This window comes from Pedobacter sp. WC2501, assembly GCF_052682415.1.
This window is the reverse complement of record NZ_JBQZFI010000001.1, coordinates 5,959,006-5,976,873: the sequence shown is the minus strand read 5'-3', so window position 1 is coordinate 5,976,873 and position 17,868 is coordinate 5,959,006. Positions and strand designations below refer to the sequence as shown.

The 17,868-nt window shown below is 38.3% G+C and carries 17 protein-coding genes; 2 read left to right on the top strand and 15 right to left on the bottom strand.

What is annotated here, in order from left to right; genetic code table 11:
* Nucleotides 1–220 precede the first annotated feature (220 nt).
* Together ACUN24_RS24970 and ACUN24_RS24965 are read left to right on the top strand one after the other, a co-directional pair.
* Complete coding sequence (locus ACUN24_RS24970) at nucleotides 221–601, top strand: hypothetical protein (RefSeq protein WP_445564949.1); 381 nt, start codon at nucleotides 221–223, stop codon at nucleotides 599–601.
* Nucleotides 529–1,311, top strand: coding sequence for a transposase (locus ACUN24_RS24965; RefSeq protein ID WP_445565158.1), 783 nt, complete (start codon nucleotides 529–531; stop codon nucleotides 1,309–1,311). The genes ACUN24_RS24970 and ACUN24_RS24965 overlap by 73 nt, the downstream gene beginning before the upstream one ends.
* A gap of 55 nt (nucleotides 1,312–1,366) precedes the next feature.
* Here ACUN24_RS24965 and ACUN24_RS24960 read toward each other — a convergent pair whose 3' ends face one another.
* The 15 genes from ACUN24_RS24960 to ACUN24_RS24890 form a co-directional block, all read right to left on the bottom strand.
* Nucleotides 1,367–1,726 (bottom strand): hypothetical protein, encoded by a 360-nt coding sequence (locus ACUN24_RS24960; RefSeq protein WP_445564948.1) that lies wholly within the window; start codon nucleotides 1,724–1,726, stop codon nucleotides 1,367–1,369.
* A 16-nt stretch (nucleotides 1,727–1,742) separates the two neighbouring features.
* Entirely contained in the window at nucleotides 1,743–3,149 is a 1,407-nt protein-coding gene (gene dacB / locus ACUN24_RS24955; protein WP_445564947.1) for a D-alanyl-D-alanine carboxypeptidase/D-alanyl-D-alanine endopeptidase, read from the bottom strand.
* A gap of 19 nt (nucleotides 3,150–3,168) precedes the next feature.
* Nucleotides 3,169–4,293 carry an ATP-binding protein gene (locus ACUN24_RS24950; RefSeq protein ID WP_445564946.1) on the bottom strand — a complete coding sequence of 375 codons (1,125 nt, stop codon included), beginning with the start codon at nucleotides 4,291–4,293 and terminating at the stop codon, nucleotides 3,169–3,171.
* Nucleotides 4,294–4,434: 141 nt separating this feature from the next.
* Nucleotides 4,435–5,037 carry a CDP-alcohol phosphatidyltransferase family protein gene (locus ACUN24_RS24945; RefSeq protein ID WP_445564945.1) on the bottom strand — a complete coding sequence of 201 codons (603 nt, stop codon included), beginning with the start codon at nucleotides 5,035–5,037 and terminating at the stop codon, nucleotides 4,435–4,437.
* 59 nt (nucleotides 5,038–5,096) lie between these two features.
* Entirely contained in the window at nucleotides 5,097–6,086 is a 990-nt protein-coding gene (locus ACUN24_RS24940; RefSeq protein ID WP_445564944.1) for an aspartate-semialdehyde dehydrogenase, read from the bottom strand.
* 759 nt (nucleotides 6,087–6,845) lie between these two features.
* Complete coding sequence (locus tag ACUN24_RS24935) at nucleotides 6,846–7,715, bottom strand: sugar phosphate isomerase/epimerase family protein (protein ID WP_445564943.1); 870 nt, start codon at nucleotides 7,713–7,715, stop codon at nucleotides 6,846–6,848.
* 11 nt (nucleotides 7,716–7,726) lie between these two features.
* Entirely contained in the window at nucleotides 7,727–8,599 is an 873-nt protein-coding gene (locus ACUN24_RS24930) for a sugar phosphate isomerase/epimerase family protein (RefSeq protein ID WP_445564942.1), read from the bottom strand.
* Between the two features lie 10 nt (nucleotides 8,600–8,609).
* Nucleotides 8,610–9,500 carry a hydroxypyruvate isomerase family protein gene (locus ACUN24_RS24925; protein WP_315419374.1) on the bottom strand — a complete coding sequence of 297 codons (891 nt, stop codon included), beginning with the start codon at nucleotides 9,498–9,500 and terminating at the stop codon, nucleotides 8,610–8,612.
* 2 nt (nucleotides 9,501–9,502) lie between these two features.
* On the bottom strand, nucleotides 9,503–10,720 hold the full coding sequence (locus ACUN24_RS24920; protein WP_445564941.1) for a nucleoside permease: 1,218 nt from the start codon (nucleotides 10,718–10,720) through the stop codon (nucleotides 9,503–9,505).
* A gap of 254 nt (nucleotides 10,721–10,974) precedes the next feature.
* The gene (locus ACUN24_RS24915) at nucleotides 10,975–11,655 is read right to left on the bottom strand and encodes a 3-keto-disaccharide hydrolase (RefSeq protein WP_167296760.1); all 681 of its coding nucleotides are present in this window, start codon (nucleotides 11,653–11,655) and stop codon (nucleotides 10,975–10,977) included.
* 51 nt (nucleotides 11,656–11,706) lie between these two features.
* Entirely contained in the window at nucleotides 11,707–13,164 is a 1,458-nt protein-coding gene (locus tag ACUN24_RS24910) for a Gfo/Idh/MocA family protein (RefSeq protein ID WP_445564940.1), read from the bottom strand.
* Nucleotides 13,165–13,196: 32 nt separating this feature from the next.
* A complete protein-coding gene (locus ACUN24_RS24905; protein WP_445564939.1) occupies nucleotides 13,197–13,583 on the bottom strand; it encodes a c-type cytochrome in 387 nt (128 codons plus the stop codon).
* A 90-nt stretch (nucleotides 13,584–13,673) separates the two neighbouring features.
* Nucleotides 13,674–14,732, bottom strand: a complete 1,059-nt coding sequence (locus tag ACUN24_RS24900) for a sugar phosphate isomerase/epimerase family protein (protein WP_445564938.1) — start codon at nucleotides 14,730–14,732, stop codon at nucleotides 13,674–13,676.
* Nucleotides 14,733–14,740: 8 nt separating this feature from the next.
* Nucleotides 14,741–15,898, bottom strand: coding sequence for a Gfo/Idh/MocA family protein (locus tag ACUN24_RS24895; RefSeq protein WP_445564937.1), 1,158 nt, complete (start codon nucleotides 15,896–15,898; stop codon nucleotides 14,741–14,743).
* 249 nt (nucleotides 15,899–16,147) lie between these two features.
* Complete coding sequence (locus tag ACUN24_RS24890; RefSeq protein ID WP_445564936.1) at nucleotides 16,148–17,848, bottom strand: GMC oxidoreductase; 1,701 nt, start codon at nucleotides 17,846–17,848, stop codon at nucleotides 16,148–16,150.
* Between the last annotated feature and the right edge of the window lie 20 nt (nucleotides 17,849–17,868).

The following is a 17,868-nucleotide window of genomic DNA, read 5'->3' as shown; positions in this document are numbered from 1 at the left end:
GTAAAGTAAATGAGTATAATTTCTTCGAATCAAAAATTGGAGCAACATAAAGTGGCTCCTAAAAAAAACATTTGATTTCATTCAGGATAAAAACAGTTTTTCCCAATACCTTAAAGAACCAATCTTTTTTACCCGTAAGCGGAGTTTAAGCTTCCCTGTTGTTGTATCTATCGTATTAAATCTTTTTAAAGAATCTGTAGAGTATAATCTTTCTACAATTTTGCCTAGTTTATCCTCAAAAGCGGTAACAGGTGCAGCTTTTTCTAAGGCTCGATATAAAATATCCATCTCCTTTTTTAAGGATCTGAACAAAATACTGGCAGATTACCACAAACAGAACCCTTCACAACTTTGGAGGGGATATCAATTGATTGCCGGTGATGGCTCTACTGTTGGGTTACCACCTTCCAGGCAGATAAAAGACTTTTTTGGAATCTATTCAGAAAAAGGTGGTAGTGTAAAAAGTTGTTTAGCACAGATTTTTATGTTTTATGATGTTTTTAGTGGGGCAATTCTTTCTAAAAGGATATCAAAGATGGAGAAAACAGAAAAACACTTTTTGATGCATGCATTGAAGAACTCCCAGGCCGTAAATCCATAGTTATTTTAGACCGGGGGTTTGGATATTTTCATATCTGCAAAAGCCTTTACGCAGTAAAACAGAATTTCTGCATTCGCATAAGCACCGCTCAGTCCTGTTTTGCAAAACGGATAACCCAACAGACTGAAAACGATTTTATAACAGAGTGGGATCCAAGCCCAAATGAAAGAAAATCCTGTTTAAAACATGGGTTAAATACTGAAAAAATCGTTGTTAGGGTTACAAAAATCCAATTGAAAACTGGAGAGATAGAAATACTTGTTTCTTCCTTATTTGATATGAATGATATCTGCACAGAGAATATGAAAGTGCTTTATGGCCTAAGATGGCCTGTAGAAGAAGGCTTTAAAAAACTAAAACCAAAGATGAAACTAGAGCAGTTTGGTTGTCGAAAACCTGATGGAATATTCCAGGAGTTTGAAGCACATATATTTATGATGAATCTGGTAGCTTTATTAGGCATCCAGGCACAGCAGGAGATCGACAAGAACAAAAAAAGAAAACTAAAATATAAATACAATTGGCAAAATGCTTTCAGGTTTGTTAGAAAAGTAATTATCCAAATACTAAATACGCTAAACCCAGAGCATATCATTCAATCTCTTATTAAACTAATAGCATCTTCTAAAATACCCATAAAACCAGACAGAAGCTTTATTAGGGTAACATTTAAAAAGAGGAAAAACAGAGCTCACCAAACATATAAATAGCTTAAGTTAATAGCATTGGTGAGGACACAGACCACGGAATAGTCAAAATCTTTCTTTAAATATTCGAAAACAAAAAGTTTAACCTGGCAAGCTCTGTTTTGATCTGGTTCATACCGATTAAACCACCCGACATGCCACTCGACTGCTGAAAAATATTTACCGTAAGTTCATTTTCAGTACTTTGTGACATGGTTACACTAAATTTAAAATAGGTAGCAAATGCACCTAGTAAAAGCCTTTTGATTCGGCTTCCTTTCTCTAAAATTAAATTGCCAAATTGATCGTTAGTCACCTGATATCCCTGATGTTCCATCAGTTCGGTAACTTTTTTAGTCATTTCTTCTACTGAAACATCCTTGTATAGGTTAGATATCAGTCCATCAACAGTTTGAAGGTTTTTTACAAAAAGCGTCATAGTATTTAAATAAGGTTTATTTTAATTCATCTAATACCTTAAACAACTTTTTGTTGATACTGTTTCCGCTATAATTATTAATATTGATCACCACCACATATTTGTTACCAGCAGCATCCGTATGATAACCTGCAAATGCCGAAACATCGTTTATGGTTCCGCTTTTAATTTTCATGCCATTGTATTCTGGCAGTGCTTTATAATAATCAGGGAACCAGTTTTCTTTCTGGATCTGAAAAAGCACACTCGCCATTGCCGAAGTTGTAATTCGGTCGCCTGGTGAGAGTCCGCTGCCGTCAATAATATTCAATGCTGTTCTATCAATACCTTTATCAGCCCAAAAGTTGACTTCAGTTTCAACGCCTTTACTTGTTGTACCTGCTTTGCCTGATTTTATTGCAATGGTTTTTAAAAGTGATTCGCCATATAAATTAATGCTTTTCTTTAGAAACCAATAGGTGATCTCGCTTAAATTCGGTGAGCTGATGGTGTTTATTTTCTGTGTAACCGAAGGAATGACCTGATCGTTCAAGGTCATTAACCTTGCCGTTGTGGCTTGCTGACCGGTCGAAATCCCCAATCTCTTCAAAGTGTCCTGTAAACGGTAGGCGCAGTCAAAAGCAGGGTCGGGGAGGGCAACAGAAATGCCTGTTTTGGTAATACCGATTCCCCAACTTCCACGGAGGTAGGCAACGTTACTATAAGGTGGAAGAAAAGCATAACTTCTATCGCCCGTACCAGATGCACCGGTTTTGAGTTCATTTACCAACTGCACATAGGGTGTAGCAGGAACAGTTTTTACAATTTTCACTTCATCCGCTGTGCTGCTCCCTGGTTTTAAATGGATATCGAACTGATTTTCACGCCAAGCTAAACCCGAAGTGCCAGCGCCATAATAATTCCCGATATCCTGCCAGACCCAACCTTCAGGTGTGGTTTGTGTACCAAAAATACGGTCATCACCAATTACCGAACCTTCAATTTTTTTTATGCCTGTGGCTTTTATAGCCGCCACCCATTGTGTTAAAACAGCATTTTCTTTATTTTGATAACGCCACGAGCCCAAAGTAGGGTCGCCACTACCGATAATGATGAGGTTTCCTTTTAAAATTCCGTCTGTAGTAATGGTTCCGGTATAGGCCAAGGTAGTCTGAAACTGAAAATCTTTTCCTAAAATGCTGAAAGCAGTAGCAGCAGTAATGGTTTTTAGTGTTGAAGCGGTAGCCAAACCAATCTGCTCATTTTTAGCATAAAGCGTTTTACCGGTATTTGCATCCAAAACACAAAGAGAGACAAGAGCATGTTTTGCCTGTTCGTCATTTACTAAGTTATTAAAGGCTTTTTCTATGTTTTGGATCCTGTTTTGAGCGTTTGCTGCGATTGTTAAACAAAGCGATAGGGACAATATTTTGAAAAATTTCATTTTTTTGCAGGCAATTATTTTATACCAGGAAACTGGTGTAGTTAGCTTTATTTATAACGTATGTTTCATTGGTGGGGTATGCATCTAAAAAAGTTGAAGGAAACTTTACTTTTTTATTCGCATTCCATTTAATCTCTATGGCATTTATTTTTCCATCAACCTCTTCTATTAAATCAATTTCTTGTTGCTGAAAACTGCGCCAAAAATAATATTTGGCATGTTTTCTTTTATTATTACTGGCCTTTATGTATTCGGATACAATATAATTTTCGAACAATTGACCCGCATCCTGTCGTAAGCCGAGCATGCCAAAATTTTCGATAACAGCATTTCGGATCCCTGTATCATAAAAGTATATTTTTTTGCTCTTTTTAATCTCATTCCGCAGGTTACTGCTGTAAGCACCTAACCTAAATACCACGAAACATTGTTCTAGTAGATCGATGTAACGCTCAACAGTGAGTTTATCGGCCTCAATCATTTGTCCAAGTTCAGTATAAGAAACCTCATTCCCGATCTGTAAGGCCAATGCCTGTACCAGTTTTTCGAGCTGTAAAGGTTTTCGGATGCCCGTAAGGGATAAAATATCTTTAAAAAGATAACTGTTTGCCAAATTTAATAACAGCTCTTTTTCTTCCCCCGGATAATTGATCGCATCGGGGTAAGTACCATAAATTAATCTTTTTTCTAAAGCCTGTTCTTCGATAAGCACATTAGTGTCTTCAACAAGTTCTGCAACTGAAAAAGGGAAGAGCTGATATTCGAATTTTCTGCCTGTTAACGATTCTTTGATGCCAACAGCCAGATCTAATGATGAAGAACCGGTAACCAATAACTGAACATCAGTAAAATTATCAACGATCAGTTTTAAGGTTAAGCCAATATTGGTAACTCGTTGTGCCTCGTCGATAAAAATGATTTTGTTAGTACCGATGATTGATTTTAACCGCTCAATACTGATGTCGGTTAATGTGGTGCGTACATTAGCTTCATCACAGTTTAGGAAAACAAAGGACAATTCTGTTTTTTTTACGAGTTGCTTTAACATAGTGGTTTTACCCACTTGCCTTGCACCAGTAACAATAATGGCTTTTTGTTTAAAAAACTTCGATTCTATATGGTTTTGCAGATTTCTGATAATCATCTTACAAATTTTGCTTCTCTCAAATATAGCAAAATCTTAAGTCTAATCACTAAATTATATATAATTTAGTGATTACGATCTCTTTTTTACATATAATTTAGTGATTACGATCGCTAAATTATATATTTTAAATTTTTAGCCCTATCCGTTGAATAATTTATTGCGCTTAATTTCCTTTCCTTGCCTCAATCTCACCGCATGATAAATGGTGGGTACATCGTTTGTCCATTTTTTGAGGGTAAAAACAATGGCGAGTATTTCTAAGCGTGTGGCCAGGCCGAGCCAAAAACAAATTTCAAAGAGCACTACCGATTCGCAATGCACCATAATTTCGACCAAGGTGGCGAATATGGTTAGCGTCCAGATTTTAGCGCCGATAGAATGGGTGGCAATTTCTTTTTTGAATTTGATATAGCTTAAAGCATAAGTTGAAGCTTCAAAAGCACCAAGGATAATTAATTTGACCAGGTTGTTTTTAAAGAAATCAGGACATTGGATATAAGTGGCAACTGCTACTGAAATAAAAAATACCTGATCAATGCCAGAGTCCAGCCGCCTTAACCTTTCGGAAGAGATATTGAGCTTACGGGCAATAATTCCATCAAAAACATCGGTTAGCAAACCAACGGATAATAAGGTGATGGCTAAAAAGGAATAATAGCTAACGTGTAAAACACTTAATAAAATGATTCCAAAACCGATAAGCAGTCTGGAATAAATTAAAGTTATAGGGATATGTTTCATTGTTAGAGCGCATAAAAAAGCCCCGAATAAATCGAGGCTTTTCTTAAGTTATTTATTGATTAAACCAATTCTTTCTGAATCAGGTATTCAGCAATCTGAACAGCATTGGTTGCCGCGCCTTTGCGTAAGTTATCGGCAACAATCCAAAGGTTTAAGGCTTTAGGAGCTGATTCATCTCTACGGATACGGCCTACAAAAACCTCATCTTTTTCGTGTGCATCTTTCGGCATTGGGTATTTTAAGTTGGCTACATCATCAACAACGATTATACCTGGTGCTTTTTCTAAAATATTGCGAACTTCGGCTAAATCGAAATCATTTTCAAACTCGATATTTACCGACTCTGAGTGACCGCCCATTACCGGGATACGAACAGTTGTAGCGGTAACTTTAATGTTATCATCGCTCATGATTTTATTCGTTTCCTTAACCATTTTCATTTCTTCTTTGGTATATCCGTTTTCCAGGAAAACATCAATATGGGGAAGAACGTTCAAATCAATTTCGTATGGGTAAGCTTTAGGGCCATCAATGCCTTTACGCTCATTCATTAATTGTTCAACCGCTTTAACACCTGTACCGGTAACCGATTGATAGGTAGAAACCACCACACGTTTAATTTTGTATTTATCGTGCAAAGGTTTTAAAACCACCACCATTTGGATGGTAGAACAGTTTGGGTTAGCGATAATTTTGTTATCGATAGAAAGTTCGTGTGCATTAACTTCCGGTACAATTAATTTAATTGCAGGATCCATTCTCCAGGCAGAAGAGTTGTCGATAACGGTTGTCCCGGCTTCTTTAAAACGAGGTGCATGCTCTAATGAAGTATTTCCACCGGCAGAGAATAGCGCGATATCTGGTTTCATGCTGATTGCAGTATCCATGCTAACAATTGGGAACTTCTTACCCTTAAAAGTAATTTCCTTACCAACGCTCTTTTCTGATGCTACGGGAATCAACTCTGTTAAAGGGAAATTTCTTTCCTCCAATACTTTTAACATGACAGTGCCAACCAATCCGGTTGCACCTACTACTGCTACTTTCATTTTAATTTTTTTTATATTATTAATTATTTGATATGAATTCAAATATGCTAAAAATTAAGCTGATATCCCTATTGTTGCCAATTAAATTTGCTTTTAATGTTTGAAATTTTTGGTTTTCGATAGAAAATATGGTTAAAGAATGAAGTATGAGCACAGACTTCCGAAGTTTTGTCGGGGTTGGGCAGGGAGTCATGTCATTAAGTTAAGCCCCGGGCTTAGGTGGACATAATTTAACTACAGATAAAAAGGATACGCACAGATATAAAATCCGTGTTTATCTGTGCAAATCTGTGGTTAAAAACCTTAACTTAATGACATGGGGGTAGTGGGCAACTTCGGAAGCCAATAGATGTTTTTTATTTTGGAAAGCAGGTTTTAGTGCATATCGGTTGTGACAGTCCTGCTATCACTATAATCTTTTTAAACAACAACTGTCATGCTGAGGCACGAAGCATCTGTTTTATCGGTTGCAGATAGCAAAATTTATAGGCACTGCAATTAAAAAGTATTGCTGTTCTATCAGGTTTAATTAACTTAAGTCAGCCGTTATAATATGAAGAAATCATTGGTGAGGTAGTTCCGCGTTAGGGATTGTAAGGGTTCAGTACCAATTTTTATTGGTACCGGAGCAAAGCGGAGCCCTGAAAAGCCCGACCCTTGCGTAGCTTGGGTAACGCCCAAATAAGTTTGCAGTTTACAGTTAGAATCGTTTTTTATAAACCCCGCAGGTTTCAAAAAAACTGCGGGGTTTGGATAAGTTTAAATCAAATTAGCTTTGATATAATCGCAGCTTGTTTTGATCGAGCCAATTGGATCTGGCTGATAATTGGTTTCGTGCTCAACAAAGAAATGTTGCATACCTGAAAGTTTTGCCTGGGCAAAAATGGTTTTAAAATCAATTGATCCTTTACCCACTTCGGTGTTTAATTCAGGTTTGGCCTTATCCATATCCTTCACGTGCCACATTGGGAAACGGCCAGGGTATTTTTTAAATAATGCTAACGGATCATTACCTGAGCGTACTACCCAGTATAAATCCATTTCAAAATTAACCAGATTTTTATCTGTTTCAGTTAAGTAAATATCATAACCGGTGGTATCGCCCAAATTTTTAAACTCAAAATCGTGATTGTGGTAGGCAAATTTTAATCCCGAAGCTTTAGCAATTTCAGCCACTTTGTTAAAATCGCTGGCGGTTTTTTTGAAACCATCAGCACCTTTACTCATATCAACATGTGCGCCGGCAATGGTGAAATATTTACCACCAATTGCAGCTGATGATTCGATATCTGCTTTTAGTCTATCGGTATTTCCTGTTTTTACAAAATCATCCATGTGGTAGTGACCACTTGGAGCTTTTAAACCGTTAGCATCAAGTAAGGCTTTAAATTCTTTAGGCGTTAAGTCCCAAAATTTTCCATTGGCAAAACCATAGGTTTCAACTTCTTTGTATCCGGCCTTTGCTACTTTTTCGATAACGCCTTTTACATCTTTTGGCAACTCATCGCGTAGGGTGTACAATTGCAGGCCAACATTTTTACTTGCTTTATCAAAAGCAAATGATGGAATTAGCAATGCCGCTCCGGCAGCTAATCCTGCTTGTTTTAAGAATGTCCTTCTTGAATTCATTGCCTAATAGATTAAATAATTTCTTTTTTAATGAATGCGCAGCTTGCTGCAACAGATGCCATTGGATTTGGCTTGTAATTGGTTTCGTGCTCTACAAAGAAATGTTTCATGCCCGAAAGTTTAGCTTGAGCAAAAATAGGTTTGAAGTTGATAGAACCCGTTCCTACTTCAGCATTTAATGCCGGATTGGCTTTATCCATATCTTTAACATGCCACATGGTAAAGCGTCCTGGATTTTCTCTAAATAATTTAATCGGATCGTTACCAGAGCGTACTACCCAGTATAAATCAAGTTCGAAATCAACCAATTTTTTATCTGTTCCTTTTAACAGGATTTCGTAACCAGTAGTATCACCTTGTTTTTCGAATTCAAAATTATGATTGTGATAGGCCAAACGGATACCAGCTGCTTTACACATTTTACCTGCTTCGTTTATTCTGGCTGCAATTTTCTTATAGTCATCAGCATTTTTTCTGATGCTTTCGTCTAACCATGGAATGGTTACATATTCGCTCTTAAGTACTTTTGCTGCTGCAATTGCGGCTTTAAGTTCTGTAGTATTTCCATCAGACAGATACGTGCCCAAACCATAATGGCCGCTTGGTGCTTTTAAACCATTAGCATCTAACAACGCTTTAAATTCTTTAGGCGTTAATCCCCAAAATTGATCTTTTATAGAAAAACCATAGGTTTCAACTTCTTTGAAGCCAGCTTTTGCCACCTTGGCAATGGTTCCCTTTACATCTTTAGGAAGTTCGTCCCTTAAAGAATATAATTGTAAGCCTACTGCTTTTTTATCGGCAGCAAAAGCGAACGATGGAGCCAAAAGTGCTGCCGCTGCAGCCATACTACTATTGAGTATAAAACTTCTTCTTGATATCATAGGTATATTTTTAAATGTCGCAAATTGAGATTGCCTTTTTTAAGGAGGCTATTTTATCAGCATTTTTGGGTATAAATTCTTGTGCAACGAAACCTTTAAAGCCGGTTTCGGCAATGGCTTTCATAATGGCAGGGTAATACAGTTCCTGCGTATCATCAATTTCGTTTCTTCCCGGAACGCCAGCAGTGTGGTAATGGGCAATATACTGATGGTAATCTCTGATGTTCCTGATCACATCACCTTCATCAATCTGCATATGGTAAATATCATATAACAGCTTGAAGTTTTCAGATCCTAGTCGTTTGCAAAGTTCAGCTCCCCATGATGTTCTGTCGCATTGGTAATCTTTATGGTTAACTTTGCTGTTTAGCAACTCCATTACCAATACCACGTTGTGCTTTTCTGCCAATGGCATCAGTTGTTTCAGGCCTTTAACACAATTGTTCCAACCGGTTTCATCATCTTTGCCACGGCGGTTTCCGCTAAAACAGATGAGGTATTTATATCCTGCTTCGGCAACAAGCGGAATCATTGCGGTATAATTCTGAATTAACTTTTCATGGAATTTTTCGTCGTTAAAACCATCCACCAGATTAATTTCTGCACCATTGCACATGGTTGATTCTAAACCATGTTTTTTTAAGGTAGGCCAATCTTGCGGACCCACCAGATCAATGCCCTTAATACCTATTTTTTTTGCTTCAATGCAAAGTGTTTCTACATCAAAACTACTAAAACACCAGCGACATACGGCATGGTTGATATTTCCTTTTAGCCTTAGCGGCTGATCTGATTCTGGTTTATCCATTGCTAATGCTGAAAATCCTGAAGAAACACCAATTGCAGCAGTTCCCGCGATGATGTTCTTTAAAGCATTTCTTCTATTTACGTTCGGGGTCATGGCTATATAGCGTTAGCTTCTGTAACTGGTTTATTTTTATCGCGGAAGAATACTAAGAATAGTAGCGCAACTAATCCTGCTATACCCGCTGGGATAATCCATATGCTTTGCCAAATGTGGCCACCTTCTACAACATATTTATTAACTACCATACCTGATATGATCGAACCAATTAACATCCCAACACCGTAGGTTGCCAAGGTAATAAAACCTTGAGCAGCACTTTTGAATTTTTCTCCGGCTAATCTGTCAGTATAAATTTGTCCGGTAACAAAGAAAAAGTCGTAGCAAATGCCATGAAGCACAATTCCACCGATCAACATCCAATAGTTCGTGTCTGCATTTCCAAATGCAAAGAAAAGGTAACGTATAACCCAAGCAATCATACCAATTGCTAGCATTTTTTTTACTCCAAGACGAGCAAAGAATAATGGCATTAATAACATAAATAGGGTTTCAGAGACTTGTCCTAGAGACTGAACTCCTGCTGCACCTTTCATCCCAACTTCATTAAGAAATGGATTGGTGAAATTGTAATAGAATGCCAGCGGAATACAGATAGCAACAGATGCTAAGAAGAATAAAAGATATGATTTGTTTTTTAACAAGCCAATTGCATCTAAGCCAATAATCTCGCCAAAAGTTGTTTTTTCACCTTTTTTAACTGGGGGAGTATCCGGTAAGAAGAAACTTAACAATCCAAGAATGACTGAGGCAACTGATGCCATTTTGAATGTAAATATCAAATTGCCACTCTGTTCCCAGTTTAACCATCCAATTACCAACCCGGCAATAATCCATCCAATTGTTCCGAATACTCTGATTGAAGGAAATTCTTTTCCTGGATCTTTCATTTGTTTGAACGAGATTGAGTTTACTAATGCCAGAGTTGGCATATAAGCAATCATATATCCTAAAATGAATGGGAAAAAACCATCAAAATTTAAAGACGTTCCTGCAACCCATAAAAGTGTACCTCCAACTAAATGCAATACACCTAATACTTTTTGTGCAGAGAAAAATTTATCTGCGATTAATCCAATGATAAATGGTGCAATAATGGCACCTAATGATTGTGTACTATAAGCTGAGCCAATTTGTACATCGTTTGCTAATAGATTTTTACCAAGGTAAGTTCCCATGGTAACAAACCATGCGCCCCAGATAAAAAATTCAAGGAACATCATGGCAGAAAGTTTAAAGCGAGTAGTGCTATTCATTTGGCTAGTAATTATGTAAAATGGTTAAGGTAAGAGGGATGATGGAAACGTATCCCCGTAACTCATCTTACAATTTTATAATATTTTAACTGGATTTAGTAAGAGGGATTTTGTAATTCACATTATACATTTTCCCTCTTACATTTTCTATTTTATAGTTCTTTTATAGAGATGTTTTATACCAAACATCATCTGAATTTGTAAGAGAGATTTTGTCATTCACATTATACATTTTCCCTCTTACATTTTCCATTTTATAATTCTTTTATAGAGATGTTTTTGTACCAAACTTCGTCTCCGTGATCTTGCAGGGCAATTTTACCGGTTTTAAAGGTTCCCCAGTTTTCCCATGTTGCAAATTTACTGCCTGCAACAATTTTTTTCCAGTTATCATCCCAAAGAGTTGTTTTTACTACTTCAACACCATTTAAAATTAAAGTTAATTTACCCTTTTTGCTAATGATCTCTGCTTTGTTCCATTCGCCAACCGCTTTAACCGGTTCTGATGAACTTTTTACCAGGTCGTACAAATCACCAGCACGGTGTTTAGTAATTTTTCCATCCGGGTGGCCATCGTTATCAATAACCTGCATTTCTAAACCTGTAGAATAGGTAGCATGGTATTTAGGTTCTTCATGAACATAAAAAATCAGACCGCTATTTGCTTTTGGAGCCACTTTCCATTCATATTTTAAATGGAAGTCGCCATATTCTTTGTCTGTAACTAAATCGCCACCGCCATCAGTGCCTTTTTTAGCTAAATCTAAGTGCAATGCTCCATCCTGAACTTGCCAGCCACTACCAACAGTAGTTTTGTTGTAGGTATGCCAACCTGTTGTAGTTTTACCATCGAACAGTGGTTTAAAGCCTTTTTGTGCTTTTGATATTTGCGTAACTGCTAATATGATAAAAGCAGAAAGAAAGATTTTTTTCATTTTTTTTGAATAAAACCTCGCAGGTTAAAAAAACTGCGAGGTTTGTGATAATTAAAGAGTTAAATTGTTCCAGCCTTTACGGTATTCGCGTTTTACAAACTGGTTGGCTTCATCAAAATTGGTCACTTTCATGTTATCATTATCCCATAACATTTTAGTGTACCTGCCTGGGTAAGTAATCTTATCGTTTACCGTTTTTTGGATATCAAAACTTCTGATTGCCAGATTGGCCATCAATAAAGCTTCTGTTAACGGACCTGCAATTTCAAAAGGCGAGCTCACTTCCTGTTTGCCATAACCGGCAATTGCTGCTTCAACCCATTGTTTGTAGTGCCCGTTTGCACCATCTGGTACGCGGGCATATTTTGGTGCAACTTTAATGTCTTTGTTTTTACTTAAAGGCAATAATTTTGGATTCGCACTATACGTTTCCGACATCATTTTGCCTTTTGTGCCAATAAACAGTGTACCGTTACCGCCATCACCAAAAGTTTCGTTTGCTTCTAATTCTTCCGGGCGTTCTGGCTGGATACCACCATCCATCCAGTGTAAAGTAACATCACCTTTGGTTTTATTGGTTTTAGGAAATTTTAAGGTAACATGACTTGATGGAGGGCAGCTTTCTGGGAAATAACCACGCTTAAATTCATCAACATAAACAGAACCTACACTCGCCTCAACTTCTTTAGCATATTTTAAATTTAATACACTAAAAGGAGCTTCAATTAAGTGGCAACCCATATCGCCCAAAGCACCGGTTCCGTAATCCCACCAGCCACGCCAGTTAAACGGAACCAATTTATCAACAAAATCCTTTTCAGGAGCCGTTCCCAACCATAAATTCCAGTCTAATTCTTTAGGAATTTCTGCTTTTTTGCTTGGCCAGGGAATACCTTGAGGCCAAACCGGGCGGTTAGTCCAGGCATAAACCGTATGTACGTCGCCGATTAAACCAGCTTCGTACCATTCTTTCATCTGGCGTGGACCATCATTAGATGCACCTTGATTACCCATTTGGGTAACCACTTTATATTTTTTTGCAGCTGCGGTTAGAATACGCGCTTCATAAATATCGTGTGTTAAAGGTTTTTGAACATAAACATGTTTGCCCAACTGCATGGCTGCTAAAGCCTGGATGGCATGGTTATGGTCTGGAGTAGAAACAGAGACAGCGTCGAAGTTTTTATGTTCTTTATCCAGCATTTCACGCCAATCTTTATAGTATTTTGCTTTAGGGAAAGCTTTTACACTATTGGCTGCACGGCGATCGTCTACATCACAAAGAAAAGCGATATCTGCTTTTCCGCTTTTGTAAAACATATCTAAATCGCTTTGACCTTTTCCGCCAACACCAATGCCGGCAACCAATAAGCGATCGCTCGGTGCTAAATAACCTGTTCCGCCCAAAACATGGCGCGGAACAATCATAAAGGCTGCTGCAGCGATTGCTGAAGTTTTAATAAAATCACGACGGTTACTCGTGTTTTTATTTTCTTGCTCTGTTTTCATATTTAGTAAATCGATTTGCTAACGGAATTCGACTATTTTTTCTTTAAAGATAAAATATACTTTACCATTAATTTTGCGTCATCTTTTTTAAGAGTAGCATGAGCGGTCATTGGCATATTTCCCCAAACCCCGGTTCCACCTTTAATAATTTTATCCGCTAACATATTGATGTTTTTGTCTGTAGCCGGATATTTTTTTGCGATCTCTACGTAAGCAGGGCCAATAATTTTGTTGGTTTTGTTGTGGCAACCTAAACAATCTGATTTATTGATCAGTTTTTCACCTGGATTTGATTGAAAACTAACATGGTTAGTTATTGTTGCCGTTGCAACCACGGTTTTCTCTTTCGCTAAATCGGCTTTTGAAAACGACGCCATAAAAATGACTACAGCGCCTAAAATTAAAAATGTTTTTTTCATGTTGTGTGTGTTTTTAATTGCATTCAAACTTGCATAAGCGTTAATATTTTATTCGTTGTTGCTTATGCAGGTTTCATGTTGTGTGTATTGTTATTCTTGTAATCCTAATATTCTTTTATTGAAAGCGCTGTCACTACCTGATGCTGCAAAATCATCAAATGCTTTATCAGTTACGTTAATGATATTCTTTTTGATAAATTCTGCACCTTCGCGGGCACCATCTTGCTGGTTTTTGATACAGCATTCCCATTCCATAACGGCCCAACCTTTAAAATCATATTGGGCTAATTTACTAAAAATGGTTTTAAAATCAACTTGTCCATCACCAGGTGAGCGGTAACGTCCGGCGCGGTTTGCCCAACTCTGGTATCCACCAAAAGTGCCTTGTTTGCCCGTAGGATTAAATTCTGCATCTTTTACATGGAAGGCTTTGATGCGTTCGTGGTAAAAATCGATGTACTGAATGTAATCCAATTGTTGCAACACAAAGTGAGATGGATCATACAATAAGCATGCCCGAGGGTGATTATTTACCGCAGTGAGGAACATTTCATAAGTTTCGCCATCAAATAAATCTTCTCCAGGGTGTATTTCGTAGCAAACATCAACCCCACATTGGTCAAATTCGTTTAAGATCGGTGTCCAGCGTTTTGCCAATTCAGCAAAACCTTCTTCAACCAATCCAGCCGGGCGTTGTGGCCAAGGGTGGAAATACTGCCACAATAATGAACCGCTAAAAGTAGCATGCGCATTTAAACCCAGGTTTTGCGATGCTTTGGCAGCATATTTCATCTGCTGTACTGCCCATTCTGTCCTGGCTTTTGGATTTTTGTGTACTTCTTTTGGTGCAAAGGCATCAAACAAGTCATCATAAGCAGGGTGAACTGCAACCAACTGTCCTTGTAAGTGAGTAGAAAGTTCAGTAATTTCTAAACCATAAGTCGCAATTTTGCCTTTTAATTCATCAGCATAGGTTTTGCTTTCTGCGGCTTGTTTAAGATCAATAAAGCGGGCATCAAGTGTTGGCATCTGGATACCTTTGAATCCTAAATCTGCAGCCCATTTGCAAATGCTATCAAGTGAATTAAATGGAGCTTCGTCACTTATAAATTGTGCTAAAAATACTGCTGGTCCTTTTATCGTTGTCATACCGGGTATTATATTTTATAGTCGAACCATTTTTGATCTGATTGGCCTGAAGCCACCACATTTTCGATAAATGCCATTCCTCTGACTCCATCTGAAGTGCCGGGGAAATCCAGCATTTCTGCTGTAGGTTGCTCATTATTTAATTTTGCATTTACCGTAAGTGCAAAGTTTTTATAAATGTTGGCAAATGCCTCTAAATAACCTTCTGGATGACCGCCAGGAGTACGGGTATTGTGTTTTGCAAAACTACCCATATAGCCGTTACCTGTTCTGTAGATCTGGGCAGGCGCATTTAACCACCTTACAATTAGTGTATTTGGTTCCATCTGGTGCCATTCTAAACCACCTTTTTCGCCATAAACCCTGATTTTTAGTGCATTTTCTTCGCCGGCAGCAATTTGTGAGGCCACCAATACGCCGTTAGCTCCATTATCGAACTTCAACAATACGTTACCGTCATCATCAATGGCTCTTCCAGGCACTACAATGTTTAAATCAGCACAAATTTTAGTGATTTTTAATCCCGAAATGTATTCGGCAAGGTGTGCTGCATGTGTACCAATATCGCCCATGCAACCGCTTTTTCCGGTTTTAGATGGGTCGGTACGCCAGGCTGCTTGGGCATTGCCTTCGCGCTCAGAAAGTGTGCTTAACCAGCCTTGAGGATATTCTACCACAATTTTACGGATAGCACCCAATTCGCCTTCGTTTACCATTTGTTTGGCCTGCTTAACCATCGGGTAGCCCGAATAAGTGTGTGTTAAACAAAGGGTTAGTCCGGTTTCTTCTACTTTAGCCTGCAGCTGTTTAGCTTCTTCTAAAGTCAAAGTCATCGGTTTTTCAATCACAACGTTGAAACCTTTATCCAAGGCCATCATTGCAGGAGCAAAGTGGGCAAAGTTTGGAGTAACAATGGTTACAAAATCAATTCTTTCGTCTGCTGGCAATTCACTTTCTTTGGTCAGCATTTCTTCGTAATTAGTGTAGATCCTGTTATCGGGAAGAAAAAGTATTTTTCCAGATTCGTATCCAATTTCAGGATTTACACTTAAAGCTCCGGCAGATAATTCGATCAGGCCGTCCATATTGGCAGCTAAACGGTGTACGGCGCCGATAAAGGCGTCTTTTCCGCCGCCTATCATGCCCATTCTTAATTTTCTTTTCATTTTATAAAGGTGTGAGGTGTAAGGTGAAAGGTTTAGGGTGATTTTCCTATGCCTTAAATCTTGCGCCTCTTGCTCTGTTTTTTAATTAGGTTTTTGGTTGGGGTTTAAGGTGTAGGGTTTGAGGTAATTAAACCTTCCGCATTCTACCTTAAAAAGGTTCAGGATAAAAGGTGTAGGGTTTTTGGGCAATTAAACCTTCTACCTTACGCCTTTTACCTTAAACCTCATACTTCGCGGCCTTAAACCTTTCTAGATATTCTTTTTCTTTAATTCTTTTACAGCATAATCGCAAGCACGGGCAGTTAAAGCCATAAATGTTAATGAAGGATTTTGGCACGCAATTGATGGCATACAAGATCCGTCAGTTACGAAAACGTTATTTACTTCGTGCATCTGGTTCCATTTGTTCAATACAGAAGTTTTTGGATCGTTACCCATTCTTGCTGTTCCTTGCTCATGGATGGCCATGCCTGGATAACAGCCATTATCAAATGTTTTGATGTTTTTTAAGCCAGCTTTTTCTAACATTTCAGCAGCATCATTCATCATATCCACACGCATTTTTTTCTCGTTTTCTTTGTATTCGCAATCAATTGCCAATACGGGCTGACCCCATTTATCTTTTTTGGTTTTGTCGATATATACCTTGTTTTCGTAATAAGGCAACATCTCTCCGAAACCGCCTAATCCCATGTTCCATTTTCCCGGAGTGGTCATTTTTTGTTTCAGATCTGCACCAAATGATAACTCCGCCACATCGCTTTGCCAGTTGCTTCTGCTTGCTCCGCCCTGATAACCGAAACCGCGTAAATAATCACGTTTATCGTTACCAATGTTTTGATACCTTGGTACGTAAATTCCGTTTGCACGGCGACCATAAGTGTATTTGTCATCAAAACCTTCAGCTTCTCCATTGGCTCCACAACGGAAATGATGATCCATTAGGTTATGACCTAACTGACCACTTCCATTACCTAATCCATTTGGATGGGCTTCGGATGTTGAGTTTAACAGCACGAATGTAGAACCTAATGTAGAACCGTTAACAAAAACGATTTTTGCATAAAATTCCATTGTTTTGTTAGTCTCCGCATCGATTACCATTACACCTTTTGCCTTTTTGGTATCTTTATCGTAAATGATATGATTTACGATCGAGTATGGTCTAACGGTTAATCTTTTTGTTGCCATTGCCGCAGGTAGGGTAGAAGACTGCGTACTGAAGTATGCGCCAAAGGGACGACCACGGCTACATAAATTTCTATACTGGCAATTGCCACGGCCTTTGTGCGGAACAGTAAGATTGGCAACCCGGCCAATCATGATGATACGTTCTTTTTTATAATGTTCTTCAACGCGGGCCTTTACCGATTTTTCGACAATGTTTAAATCCATTGGAGGTAGGAACTCGCCATCCGGGCAGGTAGGCCAGTTTTCTTTAGAGCCACTGATGCCAGCAAATCGTTCTGCATAATCGTACCAGGGAGAAAGTTCGGCGTACCGGATAGGCCAGTCATTTCCGTGACCATCCTTTTTGTTATCCTCAAAGTTATGATCGCTAAAACGGTAACTCTGGCGACCCCACATTAACGATTTTCCACCAACGTGGAAACCGCGGTACCAATCGAAACGTTTATCTTCGGTATAAGGACATTCTAAATCGTTTACCCACCATTTTTCGTTTGCTTCCTGGTAAGGATAATCTCTTTTTTGTACCGGGTGGGTACGTTTTTGCTCTTCGGTAAGTTTACCGGCATGTTTAAAATCCCATGGATTTTTCATTGCCGTTTCGTAACCGGTGATGTGCTCGATGTTCATTCCCCTTTCGAGCATCAATACGCGTAATCCCTTCTCAGTAAGTTCTTTTGCAGCCCAGCCGCCACTAATCCCCGATCCTATCACAATAGCATCGTAAGTATTTTCTGCTTTTAAATTAGTATTTAAATTCATGATGTTTTGTAGTTGTTGTT

Excerpts from the sequence above, each read along its gene's own strand:
- ACUN24_RS24960 (WP_445564948.1), bottom strand. The coding sequence starts at position 1,726 with ATGACGCTTTTTGTAAAAAACCTTCAAACTGTTGATGGACTGATATCT.
- dacB (WP_445564947.1), bottom strand. The coding sequence starts at position 3,149 with ATGAAATTTTTCAAAATATTGTCCCTATCGCTTTGTTTAACAATCGCA.
- ACUN24_RS24950 (WP_445564946.1), bottom strand. The coding sequence starts at position 4,293 with ATGATTATCAGAAATCTGCAAAACCATATAGAATCGAAGTTTTTTAAA.
- ACUN24_RS24945 (WP_445564945.1), bottom strand. The coding sequence starts at position 5,037 with ATGAAACATATCCCTATAACTTTAATTTATTCCAGACTGCTTATCGGT.
- ACUN24_RS24940 (WP_445564944.1), bottom strand. The coding sequence starts at position 6,086 with ATGAAAGTAGCAGTAGTAGGTGCAACCGGATTGGTTGGCACTGTCATG.
- ACUN24_RS24935 (WP_445564943.1), bottom strand. The coding sequence starts at position 7,715 with ATGAATTCAAGAAGGACATTCTTAAAACAAGCAGGATTAGCTGCCGGA.
- ACUN24_RS24930 (WP_445564942.1), bottom strand. The coding sequence starts at position 8,599 with ATGATATCAAGAAGAAGTTTTATACTCAATAGTAGTATGGCTGCAGCG.
- ACUN24_RS24925 (WP_315419374.1), bottom strand. The coding sequence starts at position 9,500 with ATGACCCCGAACGTAAATAGAAGAAATGCTTTAAAGAACATCATCGCG.
- ACUN24_RS24920 (WP_445564941.1), bottom strand. The coding sequence starts at position 10,720 with ATGAATAGCACTACTCGCTTTAAACTTTCTGCCATGATGTTCCTTGAA.
- ACUN24_RS24915 (WP_167296760.1), bottom strand. The coding sequence starts at position 11,655 with ATGAAAAAAATCTTTCTTTCTGCTTTTATCATATTAGCAGTTACGCAA.
- ACUN24_RS24910 (WP_445564940.1), bottom strand. The coding sequence starts at position 13,164 with ATGAAAACAGAGCAAGAAAATAAAAACACGAGTAACCGTCGTGATTTT.
- ACUN24_RS24905 (WP_445564939.1), bottom strand. The coding sequence starts at position 13,583 with ATGAAAAAAACATTTTTAATTTTAGGCGCTGTAGTCATTTTTATGGCG.
- ACUN24_RS24900 (WP_445564938.1), bottom strand. The coding sequence starts at position 14,732 with ATGACAACGATAAAAGGACCAGCAGTATTTTTAGCACAATTTATAAGT.
- ACUN24_RS24895 (WP_445564937.1), bottom strand. The coding sequence starts at position 15,898 with ATGAAAAGAAAATTAAGAATGGGCATGATAGGCGGCGGAAAAGACGCC.
- ACUN24_RS24890 (WP_445564936.1), bottom strand. The coding sequence starts at position 17,848 with ATGAATTTAAATACTAATTTAAAAGCAGAAAATACTTACGATGCTATT.